At 57.9% G+C, this 25,690-nt stretch carries 18 protein-coding genes and 1 pseudogene; 12 read left to right on the forward strand and 7 right to left on the reverse strand.

The window, feature by feature from the left end:
- The first annotated feature begins 813 nt into the window (after positions 1–813).
- The gene (locus F0169_RS23185) at positions 814–1,992 is read left to right on the forward strand and encodes an MFS transporter (RefSeq protein WP_241679163.1); all 1,179 of its coding nucleotides are present in this window, start codon (positions 814–816) and stop codon (positions 1,990–1,992) included.
- A gap of 102 nt (positions 1,993–2,094) precedes the next feature.
- Here the strand turns inward: F0169_RS23185 and F0169_RS23190 are convergent, their stop codons facing one another.
- Positions 2,095–3,111: an AraC family transcriptional regulator gene (locus F0169_RS23190; RefSeq protein WP_152747723.1), complete on the reverse strand. Its 1,017-nt coding sequence runs from the start codon at positions 3,109–3,111 to the stop codon at positions 2,095–2,097.
- 167 nt (positions 3,112–3,278) lie between these two features.
- Between F0169_RS23190 and efeU the strand changes: the two genes are divergently transcribed.
- The 4 genes and pseudogenes from efeU to efeO (F0169_RS23210) all read left to right on the forward strand — a co-directional run bounded on the left by efeU (position 3,279) and on the right by efeO (F0169_RS23210) (position 7,498).
- On the forward strand, positions 3,279–4,124 hold the full coding sequence (efeU, locus tag F0169_RS23195) for an iron uptake transporter permease EfeU (RefSeq protein WP_058413475.1): 846 nt from the start codon (positions 3,279–3,281) through the stop codon (positions 4,122–4,124).
- 10 nt (positions 4,125–4,134) lie between these two features.
- Positions 4,135–5,337, forward strand: a complete 1,203-nt coding sequence (efeO, locus tag F0169_RS23200) for an iron uptake system protein EfeO (protein WP_152747724.1) — start codon at positions 4,135–4,137, stop codon at positions 5,335–5,337.
- A gap of 14 nt (positions 5,338–5,351) precedes the next feature.
- Positions 5,352–6,656, forward strand: a complete 1,305-nt coding sequence (efeB, locus tag F0169_RS23205) for an iron uptake transporter deferrochelatase/peroxidase subunit (protein ID WP_122250279.1) — start codon at positions 5,352–5,354, stop codon at positions 6,654–6,656.
- Between the two features lie 24 nt (positions 6,657–6,680).
- Positions 6,681–7,498, forward strand: a pseudogene (gene efeO / locus F0169_RS23210) (iron uptake system protein EfeO).
- Between the two features lie 66 nt (positions 7,499–7,564).
- Here the strand turns inward: efeO (F0169_RS23210) and F0169_RS23215 are convergent.
- Together F0169_RS23215 and pssA are read right to left on the reverse strand one after the other, a co-directional pair.
- Positions 7,565–11,383, reverse strand: coding sequence for a hypothetical protein (locus F0169_RS23215; protein ID WP_241679162.1), 3,819 nt, complete (start codon positions 11,381–11,383; stop codon positions 7,565–7,567).
- A 171-nt stretch (positions 11,384–11,554) separates the two neighbouring features.
- Positions 11,555–12,898 (reverse strand): CDP-diacylglycerol--serine O-phosphatidyltransferase, encoded by a 1,344-nt coding sequence (gene pssA / locus F0169_RS23220; RefSeq protein ID WP_152747725.1) that lies wholly within the window; start codon positions 12,896–12,898, stop codon positions 11,555–11,557.
- Positions 12,899–13,022: 124 nt separating this feature from the next.
- Here pssA and F0169_RS23225 point away from each other — a divergent pair, with 124 nt between their 5' ends.
- Together F0169_RS23225 and F0169_RS23230 are read left to right on the forward strand one after the other, a co-directional pair.
- Complete coding sequence (locus F0169_RS23225) at positions 13,023–13,586, forward strand: TetR/AcrR family transcriptional regulator (RefSeq protein WP_152747726.1); 564 nt, start codon at positions 13,023–13,025, stop codon at positions 13,584–13,586.
- A gap of 51 nt (positions 13,587–13,637) precedes the next feature.
- Positions 13,638–14,117, forward strand: a complete 480-nt coding sequence (locus F0169_RS23230; protein WP_152747727.1) for a nuclear transport factor 2 family protein — start codon at positions 13,638–13,640, stop codon at positions 14,115–14,117.
- Between the two features lie 108 nt (positions 14,118–14,225).
- On the opposite strand, the gene F0169_RS23240 is transcribed toward F0169_RS23230, so the two are convergent.
- Both F0169_RS23240 and F0169_RS23245 read right to left on the reverse strand, forming a co-directional pair.
- Positions 14,226–15,383: a PQQ-dependent sugar dehydrogenase gene (locus F0169_RS23240; RefSeq protein WP_058413480.1), complete on the reverse strand. Its 1,158-nt coding sequence runs from the start codon at positions 15,381–15,383 to the stop codon at positions 14,226–14,228.
- Between the two features lie 12 nt (positions 15,384–15,395).
- Positions 15,396–15,710, reverse strand: a complete 315-nt coding sequence (locus F0169_RS23245) for a hypothetical protein (RefSeq protein ID WP_152747728.1) — start codon at positions 15,708–15,710, stop codon at positions 15,396–15,398.
- Between the two features lie 184 nt (positions 15,711–15,894).
- Between F0169_RS23245 and ku the strand changes: the two genes are divergently transcribed.
- Positions 15,895–16,746 (forward strand): non-homologous end joining protein Ku, encoded by an 852-nt coding sequence (gene ku / locus F0169_RS23250; protein ID WP_122250275.1) that lies wholly within the window; start codon positions 15,895–15,897, stop codon positions 16,744–16,746.
- A gap of 24 nt (positions 16,747–16,770) precedes the next feature.
- Positions 16,771–19,260 carry a DNA ligase D gene (gene ligD, locus F0169_RS23255; protein WP_152747729.1) on the forward strand — a complete coding sequence of 830 codons (2,490 nt, stop codon included), beginning with the start codon at positions 16,771–16,773 and terminating at the stop codon, positions 19,258–19,260.
- A gap of 18 nt (positions 19,261–19,278) precedes the next feature.
- Here the strand turns inward: ligD and lpxO are convergent, their stop codons facing one another.
- On the reverse strand, positions 19,279–20,178 hold the full coding sequence (lpxO, locus tag F0169_RS23260; RefSeq protein WP_152747730.1) for a lipid A hydroxylase LpxO: 900 nt from the start codon (positions 20,176–20,178) through the stop codon (positions 19,279–19,281).
- Positions 20,179–20,435: 257 nt separating this feature from the next.
- Positions 20,436–21,779, reverse strand: a complete 1,344-nt coding sequence (locus tag F0169_RS23265; protein WP_152747731.1) for a Wzz/FepE/Etk N-terminal domain-containing protein — start codon at positions 21,777–21,779, stop codon at positions 20,436–20,438.
- Positions 21,780–22,150: 371 nt separating this feature from the next.
- On the opposite strand from F0169_RS23265, the gene F0169_RS23270 reads away from it, so the two are divergent.
- From F0169_RS23270 to F0169_RS23280, 3 genes are all read left to right on the forward strand, one after another.
- Positions 22,151–22,552 (forward strand): TIGR03067 domain-containing protein, encoded by a 402-nt coding sequence (locus tag F0169_RS23270; protein WP_152747732.1) that lies wholly within the window; start codon positions 22,151–22,153, stop codon positions 22,550–22,552.
- Positions 22,553–22,646: 94 nt separating this feature from the next.
- Positions 22,647–23,885 carry an MFS transporter gene (locus F0169_RS23275; protein WP_152747733.1) on the forward strand — a complete coding sequence of 413 codons (1,239 nt, stop codon included), beginning with the start codon at positions 22,647–22,649 and terminating at the stop codon, positions 23,883–23,885.
- 142 nt (positions 23,886–24,027) lie between these two features.
- Positions 24,028–25,614, forward strand: coding sequence for an ABC-F family ATPase (locus tag F0169_RS23280; protein ID WP_082649047.1), 1,587 nt, complete (start codon positions 24,028–24,030; stop codon positions 25,612–25,614).
- Positions 25,615–25,690: the final 76 nt, after the last annotated feature.

Consider the following 25,690-nt stretch of genomic DNA (forward strand, 5'->3'; position numbering starts at 1 on the left):
CCCAATCTCCCAAGCAGAATGCAGTCAACTGTGGGAGCGGGCTTGCTCGCGATGGCATCAACTCGGTGTGCCTCATATACCGAGATGCCTGCATCGCGAGCAAGCCCGCTCCCACAGAAAGCAGATCTGCTGTGTATGCGAGTGGTGGGGCGAGAGCGGTTTGGTTACTTTTGACTGGGCCAGCTTCCGGCTCTATCAAAAGTGACTCGCTGTAAATGCGAAACCGATATAAGCCGTCACCCAAATAACGGAGATACACTCAACCCGCATCGTCGAGAATCAAACTCCGATAATGCCCAGGGTTCGACCCATCCAGCCAATTTTTAGCCCCGTGGTCCATTCGGTCACGGGGCTTTTTTTGTTTGTAACGTCCTAAAATATTGAACGTTAGTTCTGTAAGTCAAACAAGAAGTCCTTCGTAAGAAACATCCTAATACCGCACTGCGCTTGGCGGTCAGGCTTAACTGTTTTTTATCGCTGCGCTTATTTTGCGGCTGCTATTTATTCTGTTACGGATGCACTGACACATATTACTTGCGCACTGTTGGCAACATGGTTTTTACTCAGGCTGTTCGGTGGCACAGGTCCTACACCACTTCCTTCCAACGGAATAAAAATTCGATTGTTACTAGCTTTATGGCTTGGGGATTTTTTAAACACTGACAAAAACAACCCCTCATCAGTGGAAACATACAACTCAAAATTCAAGTTTTTTGTATATGCAAAAAGGTATTTAATCAAAAAATGGGCGCACTCAGATTCTTAAAAAACAAAAACGACAATCTGTATTATTCATTATCAATATTCCTGAACATGGATGTTCAGAGAAGTTTGTTTGTGTTGTACCTGCTGCAACTGGGTATCACACAAGGTGAGATTGGTATACTTCAGTCCTTTCTATTCTTTTCCGCTGTCGCATTAGAAATACCCTCTGGAGTGCTCGCAGACCGATACGGTCGTAAAGTTTCCCTTATCATAGGTTTCTTGGGATTATGTATAAGCGGCATCGGATTTTTACTATTTTCCTCTTTTATTCCATTCGCGATTATCTTTTGCCTGTTCGGCGCCAGCATTGCTATGAGCTCTGGTTCAGACAGGGCATTATTGTATGATAACTTGCTCGCTGAACATCGAACAGAAGAGTACCCTAAAATAGTCTCACGCGCCCGTGCTATTGGGGCGGTTTCATTAGGCTTATCCATGCTGCTGGGTGGTGTATTGCAAGACACTTGGTCGTGGAACAGTGTTTATATTTTTTTTGCAATATCAAAGCTTGCCGGTGCGCTTGCAGTGACGTTCATCCCCGAACTCAAACTCCCGTCACTCTCACGACACGACACTAAAAAAAGTGCCATGAGCCATAAAACCACCGACGGAATTTTCACTTTATTGATTAATTTTTTCCGCTCTAAAAAAGGCGCTTTTCTTATACCTTTATTTATTGGATATGCTCTATTTGAACTTTCGACCATCCCGTTATTTATCTATGGCCAGCCATTTTTCTCCCTTCAGGGTTTGGAAATACCTATGATTGCCGGGATTTATGCTGCCATTGAGGGCCTATCGGCAGTCATGTTTATGGCGGCTGGTTTTATGTGCTCCAGATTCTCTCTCGGCATAATCGCCTTCACCACGACTATTATTGCTACTCTTCTGCTTTTCATTTTATCATTGAGCACTGGAATAATCATATCAGTTGCAAGCTTTCTTCTAATTATGTCGCTCCCCGCGATATATGAGACATCCTATGAAGCCTACATTCATGATAATGTTGATTCACGTATCCGAGCATCCTGCCTGTCTGTCGCAAATCTAGTCAACTCAGTTATTATCGGCATCTCCTATACCGTTTTCGGTGGTCTGTTAGATGCCTATGGCTTCTCGCTGACGTTGATGATCGTGGCAGCTACCTGTTTTGCTGGCTTGTTGGGTGTCAGCGCAACGTTGTTGATAGGGAGACAAAAAACCCATCTAAAAAAACAAGAAGCTTGAATCGTCGCGGCGTTGCCAGACACTTTTCGGGGCCGCTGCGTGAGCTTTTTCAAACGCTACCGGTGACAGCTGATTGTTGGACCGTGTCCGCGCCCTTCCGCGCTAAGTAGCATCGTCGAGAATCAAACTCCGATAATGCCCAGGATTCGACCCCGACCACTTGCGAAACGCCTTGTAAAACGAACTCGCATCCGCAAACCCCAGTCGCGCGGCGATCTCGGCAAAACTGATCTGCGGCTCAGCCAGCCATACGATCGCCAACTCCTTGCGCACGCTGTCCTTGAGGCCTTGGTAGGTCTGCCCCTCTTCTGCCAGGCGGCGACGCAGAGTGGACGCCGAGATGCAGTGGCTGGCCGCCAGGCCTTCGGTCTCTGGCCAGCTATCGGGAGGCATCTGCCGCAGGTCGTGCTTGATCCGTGTGGCCAGGCTTTCCGGGTCGCGGTATTTGACCAGGATGTTGGCCGGCGCGCGGGCCAGGAAACGCCTGAGTTCCTCAGCACTGCGCTTGACCGGCAGGTCGAGGCAGTCGGCGGAAAAGATCATGCGCGTGCGCGGCCGGTCGAAGCGCAGGTTGTCGGAAAACATCACCCGGTAGTCGTCGCAGAAATCCGGCTGTGCGCACCGCAGCTCTATCGCCAGAATCGGAATGCGCCGCCCCGCCAGCCAGCAGGCAACGCCGTGCACGATCATCCAATAGGTAAAATAGGTAAACGCCCGCTTGGGCTCAAGTGCTGGCTCCAACAGCACGATCTCTGCCAGGCTTTGCTGGCGCACACGCTGCGCGGGCAAATGCTCAAGCATCAACGACAGGAACCCCAAGCCAGTCTCCAGGCTGGCGCCCAGGTTTGGCTGCGCCATGCACACGCGGCACAAGAACTCCAGGCTGCCGGACTTGAGCTTGCGCGGGTCCATGCCGAAAAACTCGTCGTCCCTGCGCCGCGCCAACAACCGCCACAATCGCGCATACGCGGTGGCGGGCACACGGGCGTCGGGCTGCGCCAGCAGCACCGGGTCAATGCCGACTTTGCTCAACGCCTCAAGCGTGGCCGCGCCCGGCGCACAGCTTTGCAGCAAGGCCTCACGGACAAGATGGATGGAGATGGTGTCTTTTTCCGCCATTGGAAGTCGGTTAATCAACGCTGTAAAAGAGGTTTTGCATCATAAGCGGCTATGCAATTCGCCACCACCGTTCAGGCGCAGTTCAGCAAACAGGCAGATTGGCTGTTTAGTAATGAGTATCATTATGTTACAAATTAGCATCCTCTCCCGTCATGATGCGGTGCCAAATGCTTGTTCCTTTTTTAATCATGCTGCGCGAAGGCATTGAAGCTGCACTGATCGTCGGCATTATCGCCAGTTACCTGCAACAAACCGGCCGTGGCCAGTGGATGCCCGCCGTGTGGATCGGCGTGTTCCTGGCAGCCGCCCTGGCCCTGCTGGTCGGCGGTGGCCTGGAACTGGTCAGCGCTGAATTTCCGCAAAAACAACAAGAACTGTTCGAAGGTGTGGTCGGTCTGGTGGCCGTTGGCATCCTCAGTTCCATGGTGTTCTGGATGCGCAAAGTGGCGCGGTCCATCAAGCACTCCTTGCACGAATCACTTGATCACGCATTGGCGGGCTCCAAACACCAAGTGATCGCGCTGATCGCCATGGTGTTTTTCGCGGTTGCGCGCGAAGGCCTGGAGACGGTGTTTTTTCTACTGGCGGTGTTCCAGCAAAGCGAAGGCCCGGGCGCGCCGATTGGCGCCCTGCTCGGCCTGATTCTGGCGATCATCACAGGCTTTTTGATCTACACCGGCAGCATGCGCCTCAACCTCGGCGCGTTTTTTCGCTGGACCGGTCTGTTCATCCTGGTGGTGGCTGCCGGCATTCTCGCCAACTCGGTACAAGCCCTGCACGAAGCGGGCGTGTGGAACCACTGGCAAACCGTGTTGTTCGATTTCAGCGCGACGCTGCCGATGGACGGCCCGTTGGGTTCGGTGCTGGCCGGGATGTTCGGCTATCAAGACGCCCCAACCGTGAGCACGCTCGGCGCTTATCTGATTTACCTGGTGGTGGCCCTGGTGATGTTCTTCCTGCCCTCGGCCCCCGCCACGCCTGTCGCCAAAACCTCTTCCGTTTCCAGCCAGTAAGGACCGTCATTTGTCCAGCCAAACTCCTCAACCGGCTCCGCCGTCCCGCGCCCTGCGCTGGGCGGTGGCCGGCTCGGTGGTCGTTATGATCGCCGCCGGTGGCCTGTTTTATTACGCCTCGCAATTGGCCGCCGCCAAACGCCAGACCAACCACGATGAAATCACCGTGACCATTCACGGTCACGCCTGTGAACCCAACGCACTCACCGTGCCCGCCGGGCGCGCAAGCTTTCGTATCATCAACCGCTCCGAACGGGCGGTGGAGTGGGAAATTCTCGACGGCGTGCTGGTGATCGAAGAACGCGAAAATATCGCGCCGGGCTTGAGCCAAGTGATCAATGCCAACCTGGCGCCCGGCGACTATGCGATCACCTGCGGCTTGCTGAGCAACCCGCGTGGCACCTTGCACGTGACGCCGACGGCGGAGTCCGACGCCAAGGCCAAGGCCAAGCCGTCGATGGTGGCGTTTATCGGCCCGCTGTCGGAGTTCCGCGTGTACCTGAGCGGCCAAGGCAGTGCACTGATCACCGCCGTCACCGCCCTGGCGCAAGCCGTCGAGGCCGGTGATTTGGCCCAGGCGCAGGCGCTGTACGTGCCAGCGCGCGAGGCCTACCAGCGTCTGGCGCCGGCGTCGCAACGCCTGGCCGAGTTGGACAACGCGATCAACGCGCGCGCCGACTACTTTGAAAAACGCGAGCAAGACCCGGCCTTCACTGGCTTCCATCGCCTGGAATACAGCCTGTTCCAACAGCGCAGCCTGGACGGGCTGGCGCCAATCGCCCAAGGCCTGGTCAGCGACGTCACGCGCCTCAAGCAACAACTGCTCGCCCAGTCGCTGCCACCGGAACAACTGGTGAGCATCGTGGTGCGCAACCTCAACAGCCTGGCGGATGTGCGCGCGGCCAGCGGTGAAGAAGAACGCTACAGCCACATCGACCTCAACGGCTTTGCCGCCAACCTGCAAGCCGCGCACAAGGTGGTCGAGCTGATGCGGCCGTTGCTGAGCAAGTCGGCGGCTAACGTGTTGAGCAACGTTGACAGCGCGCTTGAGGCGTTCGATGCACAACTGAACAGTTTGAAAGTCGACGGCCACTACCGCCGCTACGACAGCGTGACCGCCGATCAGCGCAAGCAGATCGCCGACAAGGCCAAGGCTCTGGCCGTTGCACTCGATGGAATCGACCCCGCCCTTGGCCTCTCCGGCCTGCAGTGAAGACGACCGCACACATGAGTGATTCAGAACAATTTTCCGCACAACGTCGCCGTGTCTTGCTGGGCATGGCGGCCACCGGCGCCGCTATTGCCGGTAGCAGCCTGAGCTGCCCGGCGCTGGCCGCCGCTGCCGAGCAGGTCACCACTGCGCCGCGCAGTGACAAGACGCAGGACCACCACGACTTTTTCGGCAAGCACCAAACCGGCATCGTCACGCCGCGCCCGGCCTGCGGCATGCTGGTGGCGTTCGACGTATTGGCCAGCGACCGTGAAGACCTCGAACGCTTGTTCCGCACCTTGAACGAGCGCATCAGCTTCCTGATGACCGGCGGCACCGTGCCGCAGGTCGACCCGAAGCTGCCGCCTACCGACTCGGGCATTCTTGGCCCGGTGGTCACGCCGGACAACCTGACCATTACCGTGTCGGTCGGCGAGTCGCTGTTTGATGAGCGCTTCGGCCTGACTGCCGTCAAACCCAAGCGCCTGACGCGCATGGTGGGCTTCCCCAACGATGCGCTGGAACCGGCGCAGTGCCACGGCGACCTGAGCCTGCAGTTTTGCTCCAACACCACCGACACCAATATCCACGCCCTGCGCGACATCGTGAAGAACCTGCCCGACCTGTTGCTGGTGCGCTGGAAACAGGAAGGCAGTGTGCCGCCTCAAGCCCCGGCCAAACCTGGCGAACCGGCGCAGAGCGCGCGTAACTTCTTGGGCTTTCGTGACGGTTCGGCCAACCCGAACTCCAACGACGACAAGAGCATGGACCAGATTGTCTGGGTGCAACCGGCCAGTGACGAACCGGCCTGGGCCGCCAATGGCAGCTACCAGGCGGTGCGCATCATCCGCAACTTCGTCGAGCGCTGGGACCGCACGCCCCTGCAAGAGCAGGAAAGCATCATCGGCCGCGTCAAAACCACGGGCGCGCCCATGGACGGCCAGCAAGAATCGCAAGTGCCGGATTACAGCAAAGACCCGCACGGCAAGTTGACCAAGCTCGATGCGCACATTCGCCTGGCCAACCCGCGTACCGCGCAAACCCAGGCCAACCTGATTCTGCGTCGGCCGTTCAACTACTCCAACGGCGTCAATAAAAACGGTCAGTTGGACATGGGGCTGCTGTTCATCTGCTACCAGGCTGACCTGGAGAAAGGCTTTATCAGCGTGCAAACCCGGCTCAACGGCGAGCCGCTGGAGGAATACCTCAAGCCGGTCGGCGGCGGGTACTTCTTCACCTTGCCAGGCGTCACCGGGCCCAAGGATTTCATTGGGCGCACGTTGCTCGCTGCAACGCACCCGCAAACCACTGCCACTACCTAAAACACACCAGAGCGCACACCTCCCATGAAGAAGTCGACTATCGCGTTGTCGTTGTTAATGACCCTTTCGCCGCTGGCAGCGTTCGCCGCCACCGCGCCGCTGGACCTGGTAGGCCCGGTGTCGGATTACAAGATTTACGTCACCGAAGAAATCGGCGAACTGGTCACGCAGACCAAGGCGTTCACCGACGCCATCAACCAGGGCGACCTGGCCACCGCCAAAAAGCTTTACGCGCCAACCCGCGTTCACTATGAGTCGATCGAGCCGATCGCCGAGCTGTTCAGTGACCTCGACGCCTCAATCGATTCGCGCGTTGATGACCACGAAAAAGGCGTGACTGCTGAAGACTTCACTGGCTTCCACCGCATCGAATACACGCTGTTCTCGCAGAACACCACCAAAGGCCTGGAAACCCTGACCGCCAAGCTCAACACCGACGTCAACGACCTGAAAACCCGTGTCGACGGCCTGACCTTCCCGCCCGAGAAAGTCGTGGGCGCGCCGCTGCGCTGCTGGAAGAAGTCGCTGCGACCAAGATCTCCGGTGAAGAAGACCGCTACAGCCACACCGACCTGTACGACTTCCAGGGCAACATCGACGGCGCGAAAAAAATCGTCGACCTGTTCCGTGGCCAGATCGAGAAACAAGACAAAGCCTTCCTGTCCAAGGTCGACAAGAACTTCGCCAGCGTCGACAAGGTGTTGGCCAAGTACAAAACCAGGGATGGCGGCTTTGAAACCTACGACAAAGTCAAGGAAAACGACCGTAAGGCGCTGGTGGGCCCGGTCAACACCTTGGCCGAAGACCTGTCGACCCTGCGCGGCAAGTTGGGTTTGAACTGATTGGGCGCCCAGGTGTTTGTGCGGTCCTGAAGAGCCGCCGAACACCTGGGGATTCACGCGTTAACTCTACTGGGGGGTGAACTGCGCCAGTGGCATAACGTCAGGTCTATGACTGAAGGGGTTTATTGCATACCACACGCCGCCTTTTTGAACGGCAGTGACTTCCTGGTTTCCACTCAAGCCTTTCCTGGCGCCCGGCCAAGAGCTCTCTGCTTGGCTGGAACCATCCAGCGTATCCCACGCGCCCAAGGCCCACCGCAACTGCTCGAATGCTTTGATCGGCAGGAAAATATCCGACCCGATGTGAATTGGCAACCCGGCATTAATCCTGTTCAGCCCCCGTATCCCATTCGGCACCCCGCGCCCAACCGAAGGGATGTTTTCCACCGGGTTGAGCAGTCCGCGAATAAATGAACCTCCTCCTTTCAGCCCAGCCATGCTGAACGGCTTGCCGCTGAAAGGAATCAACATTCTTAAACCCTTGGCGAAAATCTTTGCCCCCGCCAGCCCACCGGTAGCAAGAAAAGACGCAAGGTCAATCAGCAAGCCTTTCACTCCCGCCTCTATGCTGCCCTCCACCAAATCAGCAATGGCCCCCACAAAAGGGATCAGGCTGACTACCGCGCGGGCGTTTTCAGCCGTGAATATATTGGTGCCGGTGCGCGCTTGCAGCGCTGACGGTTCGTTGGCATGAGCGATCCGCGCATCACGGTTGCCGTCAAAGCTATGGGCCAACAACCTTTCCACGATCTGGGACGTCTTGTCGGAAAAAAACGTGTTGGGTATGCGCTGAGTTGCGGTATCCGACGTTGGTGTCTCCGGCAACTTGGCCCCGAGGCGCTCGATAATCACCTGCGATTGCGCTTCAGGGCTTGGCACAGAGCCTGTGCTATAGGCATCAAAATCAAACGGCTGTGCCGTACCGTTGCGGATTACAGGGCCGGCATAGGTATACAGCCTGTCACGTAACACCTTGTTTTCCACCTTCCCCCTCAGCTGTAACTGGAAGGGCAAGTTATTTCGTTTGATCATTTTCATGGAGCCCGGAAAAACTTCGTAGTACCCGAACCTGGGCGAGACGGCGCCGGTTTCATAACGCATCAAGAGGCCATGAGTGCCCTTGCTCTTTTCGACTTTCGAGTCTTGACCTACATCGACCCGCAAAGAGTCTCCGGTTGTTTTGCGCAGGGTGTAGAACGTAATCTTCCCCAACTCCAACGCCTTGCGTTCTTCCTGAGGTAAATCAGCGATCATCAACTTCAATGCCGTGGCTTGGGCCGACCGGGAGTCGGTGATGAATGTGTCAATGGCAGGCACCACCAAAGGTTTAAGCTTTGGCAGTTGGTCGAGACGTTCCCTGAACGTAGCAAGGGAAATATTTGGATGAATAAACTCATCACCCGCCCAGCTCTCGTCTTCACCAAATGGCGGATTACCTTTCCCAAGATTCATCAGGATTATATCGACCAACGACGTCGGGCCCAGATAACGAAACGGTTGCGGATTGGCGTATTCTACAGAAGGCCTGGAATTAGCTGCGTTTGTTACAAAATCGGGATACTTTTTCAACGTGATATTGCCAATTTCCTCCTCGGTCATCTCCGGGTACAACTTGGCCAATTGCTGGACCAACACGGTCCGTTGGGTAGGCGACTCGCTCGATAAGGTGGCGAATGCCTCGCGCGTTTGGTTTTCGCGTGTGGTAAAGGCTTTCGCCGCAACCTCGTAATCTCCCGGAGAGTATGTGCCATCTGAAGTCGCCAGCAAGACGCCCGCCATTACAGCCCAGTCCAACAGCGGCTGGGCGCCCATCTGTTTGATCAAAGCTTCTTGTGCAGGCCCGCCAGCTTCCTGGCGTGCCAGCGCCATGGTTTGCGTAAAATTCAACCGTGAATCGCCGGCTATTGCACTGCCCAGGCGCAGGTTCATCCAGCCGGTAGATCCAACCTTGATGTTTTCCGGGTCCCGGTTGAGTACTTGGTCGGTAGTGGCAGATACGGTAGGGTCTTTCTTGACCAGCATCTCCGGTGCCGACTGGGCCAGAAAGAGGTGGGCCATCAACGACGCGACATTAGGGTCAACACCTTTGCTTTGCAGATGCGTCTCCACGTCACCGCGGATTTCTTTGAGCGTACGTCCAATATTGCCCGGTCGATACAATCCGTACCCGGCCACAGTGCCTGGCAGGCCTGGGATAGGCGCATCCACACTGAACTTCATGGCCGTCGCCAGAACCTGATGGCGGTCTGCCCTTGAAAGCGCTTGCCCGTCGGACACGGCGTAATGCTTGAGGGACCTGGCAATCTCGTCGGCTATGGCGATGGCCTTCGGAGAGTCAAAAAATGCAGCGAGCTTATTATCTGGATCAGGGTAATTCTGGAAGCCGGTGGTGCTGCTGGAAAAAGCCTTGAACAACGCCATGACCTGCATCGACGCCTTTTTCAAGGTGCTACCGGCCTCGGCGGATAGCGCGCCATCAACCTGCGAATAAGGTGTCATAGCTGCATAGTCGCCTGCCAATGGGGGCGTTGGCAGTTGAGTATCAAGCCATCCCAGCGAACCGCGTAACTGGCCGACGTTTTGCGGTGTGTCGAGAGCATACAACGCAAAGGTTTGACGCGCGTCATAGGTACGGGTGGAGTACAACGCGTTCCCGACTTTCCCGCTCATCTTCACTAGCTCGTCGAAATCCGAGTTCATCCTGCGGGCGCTGTGCCCATCTGCGTCGTCAACCCTGGACGCGCTCTCGACTTCATAGTCGAACTTCTCCTGCAAAGAATCCCAGTCACCTCTCCCATTGCGCGTCTGCAGGTCGCCGTCAGATAGCCTGAAATCAACACCGTCAAAAGCATAACCGGTCTTCTTGAGAAAGGCCTGGAATGGCGCTGACGCCAGGAACTCGATAAACAGCTCACGCGGTCGCTTACTGTGTCGGTCCAGGGCTGAGTTGGGTCCGGCGACCACGGCGTACTCATCAAGCTGGAACACGTTATCGTCGGGCTCATTCTTGAACTTAGATCGAAATTGCTCTACCAGCCCCGCGCGTATCGCACTGTCGTCACGACGCCGGGACAACTGTTTAAACTGCCCAGCCCACTGATCGCGTTGTGTTTCTGCGATCTGCGGCCACCCGTTCAGCGTGAGTTGTTTGCCCAGTTGCGGCGCAGACTTTTCATTCAGGGGCGGCTTGACCCCGTAAAAATCCAACAGCACATCGTTGCTAATCGCACTGTAGGCAGCGCTCGGGCCCGGGTTGCCGGGCAGGCCAAAATTATTGGGCGAGAGCACTTGTTGTAAGGACACGATAGTCTTACTGACTTGCCCCCAACCCGACCCATCCGTAATGCTAAAACGTTGAATGGTTTCCTTGCCATCGCGCAGGACCACGCCCACCACGTAGCCACCGAATACCCGCACAGTGGCAGGTTTCAAGTGTTGAGATGTGAACCAGGCCTGTACGGCAGGCTCATTGATAGCTTGGTGATACATCTCGATAAAGGGTGCAATAGACGCCTTTTTTGGAATGTTTTTTTCATCCATCCCGCCAGTTTTCAAGCGCTGAATCAGGATTTTCTGTAACCGAGTGTCCGCCGCCGTAGCGTCAGACTTGGCAGGGTAACGATGCCTCACCTGGCTTTCACTGACGGGCGCAGCTACCGGTTGATCGGGGATATCGCGTTTGGCCCGACCGGCCTGTTGCTCCAGGCTCAATTGCCGAAGTGAGGACGTCGCGCTGAATAATTGATGACCGGAGGGGCTGAAGGCTACACCGGAGGCCGTGGGAGCAATGGGTTTATCGGGTTGTGGCAAGAGCGGCGCAGGCTCTTGAAAGGTTGATGGCTGGCTAAAAATAGTTAAGGTATTTTTTGCTTGGATTGTCGACATTTCTACGGGTCTCTATCGGGGGGAACAGAGTCCTTGTCCTTAAGAACAGTCGATAGAAAGCGTATGAAAAAATAACCCGGCACAGCATAGGCAAACTCGCACTGCACGTAGGAAAACAGCCTGACGCTAACACCGCCAGGCCTGCTTCCATTTATCGCCAAGCGCTATGGCTTACAAAATGCGGTAAAGCAGCCGTTCAATGCGCACCCGGCTGACCCGTCGCAGGAACTTGCCGACCGCTTGCGGGTAATCCACCAGCGTCTGCAACTGCTGGTAACCCACGATGCGCGTGGTGTGCTGGAAAATCTGCGCCAGTTCGGTACGCCGTGGCTCCAGCCACTCGCCTTGCGGGTCGTCGATCAACAGGGCATTTTCCAGATCGAGGCGGAACGCCCGGGGGTTGAGGTTGTTGCCGGTGAGCAAGGTGTAACGCTGGTCAACCCACAGGCCTTTGAGGTGATAGGTGTTGTCGCCGTCGCGCCACAGGTGCAGGTTCAACTGGCCGCTGTCGATCATCGGCTGATGACGCTTGGCGAAACGCCGCAGGCTGATTTCATACAGGTAAGGCAACGCTGCAATGACCTTGAACGGCTCGCTGGGCGGAATGTAGAAATCGTTGGCGGTTTTATCACCGACGATGATGTCGATCTTCACCCCGCGCGCCAGGGCGCGGTTGATCTCGCGGGTCACCGGCAGCGGCAAATTGAAGTACGGCGTGCAGAGGGTCAACTGGTGCTGGGCACTTGCGATCAGTTCGAGGATTACCCGGTTCAGCGGGTTGTTTTTGCCGACACCGAGCAACGGGCTCACCGACATGTGGCCATTGGGCACCAGGCCCGTGGTGGTGTCATAGGTCGCGTGCTTGAGGCGGCTGCGCAGGTCGCCAATGTCGTTGCGCAAGCTGCGGGTGGTGGGCGGGTTGGGCAAGTCCAGGCGATGCACTGCCCTGGAGGCCAACAGGCCGTGTTCCACCAGATGCTGCATCGAATCCGCCAGCGGCGCGCTGTGGATCAGGTGGTAGCGGTCATAGCGGTACTTGTCGAACTTGTGCAAGTACACGTTGTTTAAACTGGCGCCGCTGTACAGCACGCTGTCGTCGATCACAAAACCCTTCAAGTGCAGCACGCCGAACAGCTCGCGGGTCTGCACCGGCACGCCGTACACCGGTACTTCACTGGCGTGCGCTTGGGTCATGGCCTGATACCAGGCGCTGTTGCCCGGCTGCTTGCCGGCGCCGATCAAGCCGCGCTGGGCGCGCAACGAGTCGACCACCACCACCACGTCCAACTCGGGCCGCGCGGCCTTGGCGGCGTGCAACGCGTCGTAGATTTCCTGCCCGGCTTCATCGTGCTGCAAGTACAGCGCGACGATATAGATACGCCGCGTGGCGTGGGGGATTTTTTCCAGCAGGCAGCGACGGAACTCAGCGGCGCCGGACAGCGCCTCAAGGGTCTCTGGAGACACTGGGAAACCGCGCAATTTAGGCAACAGGGAGCGTTTGAAGAACGACGGCATAAGGCTCGCAATGGGTCGAATCCGAAGAGGCCCAAAGCTTACACCATGGGGCTGCTCAGGTCTCGCCGGGGAACATGGAAAAAATAAATTGACCATGAAGAACGATCGTTCTAGTGTTCGCAACATGAACGACATAGCCCACAATGAAACCCGCGACATTATTCTCGACGTGACCGAGAAGTTAATTTATCGGCACGGCATCGCCGCCACCGGCATGGCGTTGCTGGTAAAAACCGCCGGCGTCTCGCGCAAGAGTATTTACCATTACTTCGCCAATAAAGATGAGTTGGTGCTCGCCGCCCTGCAACGTCGCGACGAACGCTGGATGCACTGGCTGCGCGAGGAAGTAGATCGCCGCGAAGGCAGCGGCGAGCGCTTGCTGGCGCTATTCAGCGCCCTTAAAGCCTGGTTTGACTCAGCCGACTTTCGCGGTTGTGCCTTCATCAACACCAGTGGTGAAACCGGCAATGCACAAGACCCGGTACGCCGGCTGGCCAAGGCGCATAAACAAAAACTGTTTGAGTACGCACTCCAACTGTGTGAAGCGCATGGCAGCCCCGCGCCCGAACAGCACGCGGCGCAACTGCTGATACTGATCGATGGCGCGATAACCGTCGCGCTGGTCATGGGCGATTCCAGCGCGGCTGATCATGCGCAATGCATGGCGCGAAAATTGTTCGGCCTGTGAACGCAGGCCTTTGCAACCGTCAATAACCCTTACTATTTCAGGAGTTGCCCCATGTCATCTGACGCAGAAGTACGCCCACCGTTGCCGCCGTTTACCCGCGAGTCAGCGATTGAGAAAGTCCGCCTCGCCGAAGACGGCTGGAACTCCCGAGACCCGCAACGCGTGTCGTTGGCGTACACCGTGGACACCCAGTGGCGTAACCGCGCCGAGTTTGTGCAAAACCGCGAACAAGCCAAGGGTTTCCTGACCCGTAAATGGGCCAGGGAGTTGGATTATCGGCTGATCAAGGAGTTGTGGGCGTTCGGTGGAAACCGTATCGCCGTGCGGTATGCCTATGAATGGCACGACGACTCCGGTAACTGGTTCCGCTCCTACGGCAATGAGAACTGGGAGTTTGACCAGAACGGTCTGATGGCCAAGCGGTTTGCCTGCATTAACGATCTGCCGATCGAGGCCAGCGAACGCAAATTCCACTGGCCGCTGGGGCGGCGCCCGGATGATCATCCGGGTTTGTCGGACCTCGGGCTTTAAGGCCCACCTGTGGGAGCGGGCTTGCTCGCGATGTAGGCACCTCGGTCTATCAGGCAAACCGAGTTGACTGCATCGCGAGCAAGCCCGCTCCCACAAAAGCACGGGGCGTCAGTCCTGGTTCAGGCCCACCCGATACAACACACCGTCATCCTCATCAGTCAGCACATACAGATACCCATCCGGCCCCTGCCGCACGTCTCGGATACGCGCATTCAAACCGCCCAGCAAGCGCTCCTCATGCACCACCTTGTCGCCATCAAACTGCAAACGAATCAGCTCCTGACTCGCCAACGCACCGATAAACACATTGTGCTGCCAAGGCTTGAACCGGTCAGCGTCGTAAAACGCCATACCCGAAATACCCGGCGACTTTTCCCAGACATGATGAGGCTGCACTGTGCCCTCAACTTCCTTGCCCTTGGCCTCGGGAATCGGCGTCAGGGAATAGTTGATGCCGTGCGTCGCCAGCGGCCAACCGTAGTTCTTGCCACGCTCGATGATGTTGATTTCATCACCGCCACGCGGCCCGTGTTCGTTTTCCCAGATCGTCCCACTCCAGGGGTTCAACGCCAGCCCCTGCGGATTGCGCTGACCATACGACCAGATCTCCGGCCGCACCCCCGCCTGACCGACAAACGGATTGTCATCCGGCACACGGCCGTCCGGGTAAATGCGCACCACCTTGCCTTGCAACTTGTCCAGGTCCTGCGCGGTCGGCCGGTCGTTATTCTCGCCCAGCGTCACAAACAGGTAACCGTCACGGTCAAAGGCCAAACGCGAGCCGAAGTGATTGCCGGTGGACAGCTTGGGCTCCTGGCGCAGGATCACTTTAAAGTCCTTCAAGCCGCTCAAATCATCGGCCAAACGCCCACGCCCTACGGCGGTGCCGGCCTTGCCGCCCTCACCGCCGCCCTCGGCATACGACAGGTAAACCATGCGGTCTTGCTTGAAGTCCGGCGACAGCACCACATCCAGCAAACCACCCTGCCCTTTGGCCCATACCTGCGGCACACCGCTTAACGGCGCAGAAAGCTTGCCGTCAGGGCTCACAAAGCGCAGGTGGCCTGGGCGTTCGGTCACCAAAAAGCCTTGCTTGTCGGGTAGAAACGCCACGGCCCAAGGGTGGTCCAGGCCTTTGGCAATCGGGGTTGCGGTGACACTGCCCTGCTCACTCGGAAACTGCTGGGCATCGGCTGCAAAAACCGCCGTGACCGGCAGCAGCGAGGTGGCACACAGTGCGGCTAGAAGCGTTTTGCGTAGCAACATAAGACGGAGTCCTTACCGGCGATTGCCGTTGGCATCGTAAGTGGGGGCTTTGGTTTCGGTTTTTGGACGGCTGGGCGCGGCGTCGCGCTTGGGATAGCTATTGCCGATACCGCCGTTTTGCAACGTGGGTGCGGGGCTGCTCGGCCCGGTCTGAATGCCGCGAGTGACCGGCGCATTGGGCTGGGTGCCCTGCATGCTGTTGGGGTTGGCCCGATGAATAGGGCTGTTGTTGGAGTCGTTGCTGCCGGGCAGGGTTTGCGCCTGGGCCAACGAGGTGACTGCCAAACCCAACGCCAGCACGGCAAGGTGACGCACACAACTGTTCATAACAAAGCCTCTCTTGAGCGAGTGGTACGTGCTTTCGATAACACGCTACGCCTTGGGTTCGGCTTTCGACACTAAATACTTCCTCATCAGGTGTAACACGATTTGTCCACGCATCTACCCGCCGAAACTTTTGCCAGCGCCTGCGAGTCACCAGAACACAGTCTTTTCTCAAGGAATCGCAAGCATGCCACGGGCAATCTGGAAGGGCGCAATCAGTTTTGGCTTGGTTCACATCCCGGTATCACTGGTTTCAGCCACGTCTTCACAAGGCGTTGACTTTGATTGGCTGGACAAACGCAGCATGGACCCGGTCGGTTACAAGCGCATCAACAAGACCACCGGCAAAGAAGTCACCAAAGAGAATATCGTCAAGGGCGTGGCCTTCGAAAAAGGCCGCTATGTGGTGCTCAGCGAGGACGAAATTCGCTCGGCGCACCCCAAGTCCACGCAGACTATTGAAATCATCGCGTTTGTCGCAGGCGATCAGATCCCTTTGCAAAATATCGACACGCCCTACTTCCTGGCCCCGGACAAACGCGGCGGCAAGGTTTACGCCTTATTGCGCGAAACCCTGAAAAAAACCGGCAAAGTGGCGTTGGCTAACGTGGTGTTGCACACCAAGCAACATCTGGCGGCGGTAATGCCGCTGGACTCTGCGCTGGTGCTGGTAATGCTGCGCTGGCCCGCTGAAGTGCGCAGCCTGGACGAGCTGGAATTAGGCGCCGATGTGACCAAGCCGAGCCTGGCCAAAGGCGAGTTGGACATGGCCAAACGCCTGGTGGAAGACATGAGTGCAGACTGGCAGCCGGACGAGTACCGCGACAGCTTTCAGGACAAAATCATGGCGCTGGTGGCCAAGAAGGCCAAGGCCGGCAAGATCGAAAATGTCGAAGACCAGGAGGACAGCGAAACACGCCAGTCGGCCGATGTCATCGACCTCACCGAGTTGCTCAAACGCAGCCTGGCGGGTAAACCTGCGGCCAAGACCACGGCGAAAAAACCAGCGGCAAAAAAGGCCACTAAAAAGGCTTCTTAAGCCTGCCATACGCCGGAGAACGACATGGCAAAGCCCCTGAGCGAGTACCAGCGCAAACGCGATTTCCAGATCACCGCCGAGCCCTCGGGCAGCGCAGCCAAAGGCAAACGCGCGGCGTCGGCGCTGTCATTCGTGATTCAAAAACACGACGCGCGCAACCTGCACTATGACTTTCGCCTGGAACTCGATGGCGTGCTCCTGAGCTGGGCCGTGCCCAAAGGCCCAAGCCTGGACCCGAGCCAAAAACGCTTGGCGGTACACGTTGAAGATCATCCGCTGGGCTATGGCGATTTCGAGGGCAATATTCCTGCCGGCCAATATGGCGCAGGCGATGTGATTGTGTGGGACCGTGGCGTTTGGCAACCGCACGACGATCCGCATAAGGCGTATGCCGCCGGCAAGCTCAAATTCACCCTCGTCGGTGAAAAACTCGCCGGCGACTGGGCGCTGGTGCGCACGCGCCTTAAAGGCAGCGGCGACAAGGAGCAATGGTTGCTGATCAAGGAAAAAGACCAGCAAGCGCGCGCGGCGGCCGACTACGACATCCTCAAAGACCAACCTAAAAGTGTGCTCAGCGACGCCTCGGTCGGCACACCCAAAGCGCGTGCAAAACGCCCCAAAGCGTCCGCGACTAAAACCCGCCAATCCCTCCCCGAGCAATTCACGCCGCAACTGGCAACCCTGGTCGACCGCGCCCCCGACGGCGATTGGCAATACGAAATCAAATTCGACGGCTACCGCATGCTCGCGCGCATCCTCGACGGCGAGGTGCGCCTGTTTACGCGCAACGGGCATGACTGGACCGACCGCCTGCCGCGTCAGGTCAAGGCCTTGCAAGCGCTGAAGCTGGGCGACAGTTGGCTGGACGGTGAAGTGGTCAGCCTCAATGACGACGGCTTGCCGGATTTTCAGGCACTGCAAAACGCGTTCGATGTCGGCCGCAGCCTGGACATCGTGTATTACCTGTTCGACGCGCCGTTTCTGGAAGGTGAGGATCAGCGCGAGGCACCTGTAGAGGCACGCCGCGCGGCGCTCAAGTCCGCGCTGTCGAGTAGCCGCAGCAAGCTGCTGCGGTTCTCCGAAGCGTTTGTCGCCAACCAGCGCGACATCTTCGAAAGTGCTTGCGACCTCGCACTCGAAGGCCTGATCGGCAAACGCCTGGGCAGCCCGTATGTGTCGAGCCGTAGCACCGACTGGATCAAACTCAAATGTCGCCTGCGCCAGGAGTTCGTGATTGTCGGCTACACCCGGCCGCAAGGCTCGCGCAGTGGCTTTGGCGCGCTGCTGCTGGCAGTCAATGATGATACGGGGCTGGTGTACGCCGGGCGCGTGGGCACTGGTTTTGACCAGGCGGCGCTGAAGGCGGTTTATGCGCAGCTCAAACCGTTGGAGCGCAAAACCTCACCGCTGCAAAAACCGCTGACCAGCCCCCAGGCGCGCGGCGTGCACTGGGTTGAGCCGAGCACGGCGTGCGAGGTGAATTTTGCCGAATGGACCCGCGAGGGTGTGGTGCGCCACGCCTCGTTCATTGCGCTGCGCAGCGACAAACCGGTGGCGCAGATCATCCATGAACAGCCACGCAAGGCCAGCTCGGTTAAACCGGCAGCACCCGCGAAAAAACGCAGCGGCGGCGTAAACATCACTCACCCGGAGCGGGTGATTGACGCGCAAAGCGCTACGCAAAAACATCAGTTGGCGGCGTTTTACCAGAATATCAGCGAGTGGATATTGCCCTTCTTGCGCCATCGCCCGGTCTCACTATTGCGTGCGCCCGAAGGAGTCGACGGCGAGCAATTCTTCCAAAAACACTCGGAGCACCTGGCCATTCCGCACATCAAGCAGTTGGACCCGGCGCTGGACCCGGGCCATGCACGCCTGATGGAAATCGATCAGCCAGGCGCGCTGATCGGCGCCGTGCAGATGGGCACCATAGAACTGCACACGTGGGGCGCCACCTCGGACAAAATCGAAACCCCCGACCTGTTTGTGCTCGACCTCGACCCTGACCCGGCGCTGCCCTGGAAAACCATGCTGGAGGCCGCGCAACTGACGTTGTCGGTGCTCGATGAGCTGGGGCTGGCAGCGTACGTCAAGACCAGCGGCGGCAAAGGCCTGCACCTGGTCGTTCCGCTCGCGCGGCGGGATGACTGGGGCACCGTAAAGGCCTTCGCCAAGGCCATTGCTCAGTTCATGACGCAGCAACTGCCCGAACGCTTTACCGCGACTTCCGGCCCGAAAAACCGCATCGGCAAGATCTTCATTGACTACCTGCGCAACGCGCGCGGCGCCAGCACCGTAGCGGCTTACTCTGTGCGCGCACGGCCAGGCCTGCCGGTGTCGGTGCCGGTCAGTCGAGAGGAGTTAAAGGGCTTGCGCAGTGCCCAACAATGGACGGTGGCCAACTTGCACGAGCGTTTGGCGCACCTGAAAGAAGACCCGTGGGCCGGTTATGCCAACCGGCAAAAGATCAGCAAGAAGATGTGGGACAAGCTCGGCGCGAAACCACCCGCGTGATTCGCGCCCAACGCTGGGTTAGATAAGGATAAAGATCAGCGCCAATCCCGCAAAAATCGCCCACTTTTCCAAGTAGTAACGCGCGCGGTTGCGCTTTTTCAGTTCTTTGCCGCGCAGGCGAATCTTGTACAGGCGCGTGAACGCTCGATTCAGGCCGCCGGTCTTGTCGCCCGCGTCATTCGGCGAACCCGCCGACGCCATCACATTACGGCTGAACCAGCGGTTGAACGCCGCCGCCCAGCGGTACTTCATGGGCCGCTCGATGTCGCAAAACAAGATGATGCGGTTCTGCTGCGTGGTGTTTTCCGCGTAATGAATGTAGGTCTCGTCGAACATCACCGGCTCGCCATCGCGCCAGTAATAGCTTTCGCCATCGACGTTGATGTAGCAGCCAGGGTCGTTAGGCGTATCCAGACCCAGGTGATAGCGGTAGGAGCCAGCGTACGGGTCGCGGTGGCGAACCAGCTTGGAGCCCGGTGGCAGCTCGGCAAACATGGCGGCCTTGATCGAACCGATGCTCTGCACCAGTTCAGTCGTGCGCGGGCACAGCTTCATCGCAGACGGGTGACTGTCGCCATACCACTTGAGGTAAAAGCGCTTCCAGCCCGACTTGAAGAACGAGTTGAAACCCACGTCGTTGTACTGCTCGGAACGCTTGATCTCGCCGGCGCGCATCAGGTTCTGGGCTTCCTCGCGGATCTCCTGCCAGTGCTCCTGCAACGGGCTCAAATCAGGAAAATCGCCGGGGGCCAGATAGGGGCGGCTTGGCTGCCTGGAAAACAGGTAGAGGAAGCAGTTGATCGGCGCCAGGAACGTCGAGTGATCGCTGAGCTGGCGCCCCAACTTGTGTCGCACCCGGCCGCGCAGGTGTACATACGCGATGGAGGCAACGTAGAGAAAAACAATGATGAGTTTCAAGAGATTCGTCACATGTCAGTAGAAAACAGGCTGCTCCTGCGTGCCCACAACGGCCGAGGATTGAAGATGCAGCACCTGAAATCACAATTCACAAATACGCGGCATTAGCGGTTTGTCGACAACCGGTTCATGGCCATTGGCAGTTATTTAGCCACAGTTTGTAACCAAAGGTTAGCTAAGATTTGTGAAAAGCTGTCTATGGAACCGATAGATTTGCCAGTGGGCAGGTGTTGCCACCCGCCCACTGCCCGCCCTGTCTACGGCAGCGGCTGATCATCCTTGCTCTCGTAGCGAGGCAAGCGGCCATCGGTTAATGGCGAATGATATTCAGCCTTTCGATGGCTCAGGATGAAGTAGCGCAACACCGCTATCAGCACGCCCAGGAACAGACCTGCGATCAAACTGATAGCGATGATCAGCGATTTTTTCGGCTTGATCGGCGACAGCGGCTCCTGAGCGCGGCGGTCAACGGCCACCAGCTTCAAGTTAGTCATGTCGATATTCAGCGAGCGCAAACGCGCCACTTCAGCGCGGAGCGGTTGCACGTCCTGCAGGAAAATATCCTCGTTGGCGCGTTTTTGCAGAACCTCAACTTCACGGTTCGACTGCAGCAGCTGGAGTTCCTTGCCAATTTCAGCGATGCGCGTGCTGGTGAAGTCATCGCTGGTGCGCTTTTGCAATGCGCTTTGCTCGGCTTCCAGGGCTTCGGTACCCATGAAATACAACGGTATTTTCTGGTTGTTGACCTCGGTGCGCATCACCTGATTGGAACCTGAACGCGTGGCATCGCCCATCGCTGACGGCGTGGTTGGGGTTCGGATACCCATCGATTTGGCGATCGAGATCGCTTCGGCCAACTCTGCCAAACGATCGCCACGCTCCATTTTCATCTGCAGGCGCAGTGCACTGAGTTCATCTTGCAACTGGGCACGTTTGAGCCTGTCAGCCTCAAGCAGCTTGGCGATCTTGGATTCTTTTTCGGTCTCGTAATTGGCGCGAGCGGCGTCGATCTTGCCTTTGAGTTCGCTCAAGCGGTTATTCACGATGACCTTGAGGTCGGCCCCCACCTGCTCACGTTCCGCCGCAATCGCGTAGTCGACAAACCCGTTGAGGATGGCCACGCCATCCACGTCCGACGGGTATTGCATCTCCAGACGGATGTAACTGGACAGCGAATCTGATTTTTTAGGGTCCGGCGCGATCACGTTGACCGCGTTCCGGTTGAAATCTTCAAAACTCTGCTCAAGGCTTTGTCCGGGCTTGCGGAAAGCCTGGAACAGTTGTTCATGGCTTTTGAAAAAATCCAGGCGCGCGCCGTAGGAATCCAACTGAGCGCCGACTTTCGCCAGCGCGTCTGCGGGCGGCAGTTTGTAGACTTCCGAGCGGTTCAAGGCATCCAGTTCGTTGATCGCCGCAGGCCGTAACACACTGCTGACCTCATACACCTTGGGCGCCAAAAACGCATAGCTGGCGCCCAAAACTCCCACCAGGATGGTGCAACCCAACACCAGTTTTTTTTGCCGCCAAATCGAGTCAGCTACCTCAACCAAGTCAATTTCATCTGACACTGCAGGCACATTGAGCGAAGAAGTTCGATTCAAAATAAGAACACCTTAAAACTGATATTAAAAAGCCGCTACGCCCTGAACCCCGATTTTTCAGCCCGAACGGCCTGAGAATCAGAAACAACGCCCTAATCACAACTGGCTAATGGCACTCTGACCACTTCACTGAAAGAAAAGTCCGACATCATTAGAGATTATTTCTACTGCATGTCAATGACTGCAGAATAGCTTTCATGCGGGCGATCATGCTGCCGAAAGCAACGCTAATGCAGGATAACGGGCTGTCAGCCAAAAAAATTTAGCTTCAGGGGCTCAGTTCCAGCGTGCTATCGATACAATTCCAGCGGCTAACCCTTAGCACTTTTGCACTCATCCAGCGTTTAAGCCCTCAGCAAGAAGGAATTTGCATGCACGTTTCAGATCCGGACTATCAACAGCTTCAAGGCACGTGGGAACAAATATCCCTGGAAGACAGCGGCGTGCTCAACCCCGCCGATGCGCACACTGCCCCCGGCGCGATCACCACCATTGCAGGCGACCAGTTCGAGGTGAGAACGGTGAGTGGCGAAATTTTGCTGGCGGGCCGGTTTTTTCTGGACAGCACCACCGCGCCAAAAAGTATTACCTGGGTGGACGCCATGGGCGAAGACGCCGGCAAGGCATTACCCGCCAGCTATCGCCTTGAAGGCGATGACTTCATGTTTATTGCCGCAGATGAAGGCATGCCGCGGCCGACACTATTCAGCACCGAGCCAGGGCAAACCATGCGCACCTTCGTACGCCGCCGCGCAAAGGCGCTCGCCGAGTAAAAGCGCGGGGCGTAGCCGAAACTAATTTCAAGGCGTGCAGGTCATTAACACACGAAGCATTCAGCCCCTGAATGCCCATCTCGAAGACCTCGCCATGGCCCTTCAGCCCGACCTGCGTAATAACTTGCCTCTGGACAGCCTGAATTTCTTCCTCGCAGACGTCCGCGACGGGCTTGGCCCGTACCTGGCGATTTACTTGCTGGCCGTGCACCACTGGGACCCCGCCAGCATCGGTGTGGTCATGACCCTGGCGGGCATTGCCGGGCTGGTCACCCAAGGCCCGGCCGGCGCGCTGATCGACCGTACGCGCAGCAAGCGCGCGGTGGTGGTGGTGGCCGCGATCCTCGTCACCGCCAGTTGCCTGATGCTGCCGTTTGTCAGCGCGTTCAGCTGGGTGGCGTTGACCCAAGCTGCGAGTGCCGTCGCCGCCTCGGTATTTGCGCCGGCTATTTCAGCAATCTCGTTAGGCATTACCGGGCCGCGTGCCTTCACCCGCCGCACCGGGCGCAACGAAACCTTCAACCACGCGGGCAATGCCGTCGCGGCGTTACTCGCCGGTGGCCTGGCGTACCTGTACGGCCCGGTGGTGGTGTTTTATCTGATGGCGTTTATGGCGCTGGCGAGTATCGTCGCGGTCAGTTGCGTGTCGGCCAAGGCGATTGACCATGAAGTTGCACGCGGCTTCGACCCGGCGCACAGCAGCGATCACGAGCAACCGTCCGGAGTGAAGGCGTTGCTGAGTAACCGCCCACTGTTGTTGTTCGCCATTTGCTGCGCCTTGTTCCACCTGGCCAATGCCGCGATGCTGCCGCTGGTCAGCCAGAAGTTATCGCAAATCAACCTGCACATGGCCACGCCGCTGACGTCGGCGTGCATCGTTGCCGCACAATTGGTGATGGTGCCGATGGCCTGGCTGGTGGGGCTCAAGGCCGACGTGTGGGGGCGCAAGCCGCTGCTGCTGGCCGGTTTCATGATTCTGCCGCTGCGGGGCGTGCTGTATACCGTGTCCAACGACCCCTATTGGCTGGTCGCCGTGCAAATGCTCGACGGCATCGGCGCGGGGATTTTCGGCGCGCTGTTCCCGGTCATCGTCAAGGACCTCACCCAAGGCACCGGCCGCTTCAACGTCAGCCTTGGCGCGCTGTCGACGGTATTTGGCCTGGGCGCGGCACTGAGTAACAGCCTGGCCGGGTTTGTGGTGCAACAGGCCGGCTACAACGCGGCTTTCCTGACGCTGGCGGCGGTCGCGGCCGTGGCCCTGGCGTTGTTATGGCTGGCGATGCCGGAGACGCTGGCAAAACCATCCCTCGCTCGCCGTACAACTGTCGCCTGACATATGCGACAATGCGCGCCAAATTCCAACACACATTCAAAATTTTCTGCTCAGCGACCGGGTTTCGCGCCTTGATGTCGCTGTTGACGCATGCCTGAAGGCTCCTGCCGCCACGCTCGCAACTCATTGATAGGTAAAGTAATTGATCTCCACAGCTAACATCACCATGCAGTTCGGCGCCAAGCCGCTCTTCGAGAACGTCTCGGTCAAGTTCGGCGCCGGTAACCGTTATGGTTTGATCGGTGCCAACGGTTGCGGCAAGTCGACCTTCATGAAAATCCTTGGCGGCGACCTCGACCCGTCCGGCGGCCAGGTCATGCTGGAGCCGAATGTGCGCCTGGGTAAACTGCGCCAGGACCAGTTCGCCTACGAAGAATTCACCGTGCTCGACACCGTGATCATGGGCCACGAGGAGCTGTGGAAAGTCAAGGCCGAGCGCGACCGTATCTACTCGCTGCCGGAAATGAGCGAAGACGACGGCATGGCCGTGGCCGAGCTGGAAACCGAGTTCGCCGAGATGGACGGCTACACCGCCGAATCGCGTGCCGGTGAACTGCTGTTGGGCCTGGGTATTCCGCTGGAACAACATTTCGGCCCGATGAGCGAAGTGTCGCCCGGCTGGAAACTGCGTGTATTGCTGGCGCAGGCGCTGTTCTCCGACCCGGAAGTGCTGCTGCTCGACGAACCGACCAACCACTTGGACATCAACACCATTCGCTGGCTGGAAAACATCCTGACCCAGCGCTCCAGCCTGATGATCATCATCTCTCACGACCGTCACTTCCTGAACAGCGTGTGCACCCACATGGCTGACCTGGACTACGGCGAGCTGCGCCTGTTCCCGGGCAACTACGACGAGTACATGACCGTGGCGACCCAGTCCCGCGAGCAATTGCTGTCGGACAACGCCAAGAAGAAAGCGCAAATCTCCGAGCTGCAATCGTTTGTCAGCCGCTTCTCGGCCAACGCCTCGAAAGCCAAGCAGGCGACGTCGCGTGCCAAGGCGATCGACAAGATTCAACTGGCCGAGGTCAAGCCTTCGAGCCGTGTTAGCCCGTTCATCCGTTTCGAGCAAACCAAAAAGCTGCACCGTCAGGCGGTCATCGTCGACCGTATGGCCAAAGGCTTCGACGGCAAGCCGCTGTTCAAGGACTTCAGCTTCCAGGTTGAAGCCGGCGAGCGCGTGGCGATCATCGGCCCTAACGGTATCGGCAAAACCACCCTGCTGCGCACGCTGGTCAACGAACTGACGCCGGACGCCGGCAGCATCAAGTGGACCGACGCCGCAGAGCTGGGCTACTACGCCCAGGACCACGCCTCCGACTTCGAAGACGACATGAGCCTGTTCGACTGGATGGGCCAGTGGACCCAAGGCGAGCAAGTGATTCGCGGCACGTTGGGGCGGATGCTGTTCTCCAACGACGAGATTCTCAAGTCGGTCAAAGTGATTTCCGGTGGTGAGCAAGGCCGTATGTTGTTCGGCAAGCTGATCCTGCAAAAGCCGAACGTGCTGATCATGGACGAACCGACCAACCACTTGGACATGGAATCCATCGAAGCGCTGAACCTGGCGCTGGAAAACTACCCGGGCACGCTGATCTTCGTCAGCCACGACCGTGAGTTCGTATCGTCCCTGGCCACGCGCATCATCGAGTTGAGCGCCAACGGCGTGATCGACTTCAGCGGCACCTACGATGACTACCTGCGCAGCCAAGGCGTGGTGTTCTAAGTAACGCCCACTCTGTGGCGAGCGCCTGTGTGGGAGCGCTTGCTCGCGATGCTGCGCAGCGGCCCTAAAACCGGAC

This window comes from Pseudomonas kitaguniensis (assembly GCF_009296165.1).
Taxonomy (GTDB): Bacteria; Pseudomonadota; Gammaproteobacteria; order Pseudomonadales; family Pseudomonadaceae; genus Aquipseudomonas; species Aquipseudomonas kitaguniensis.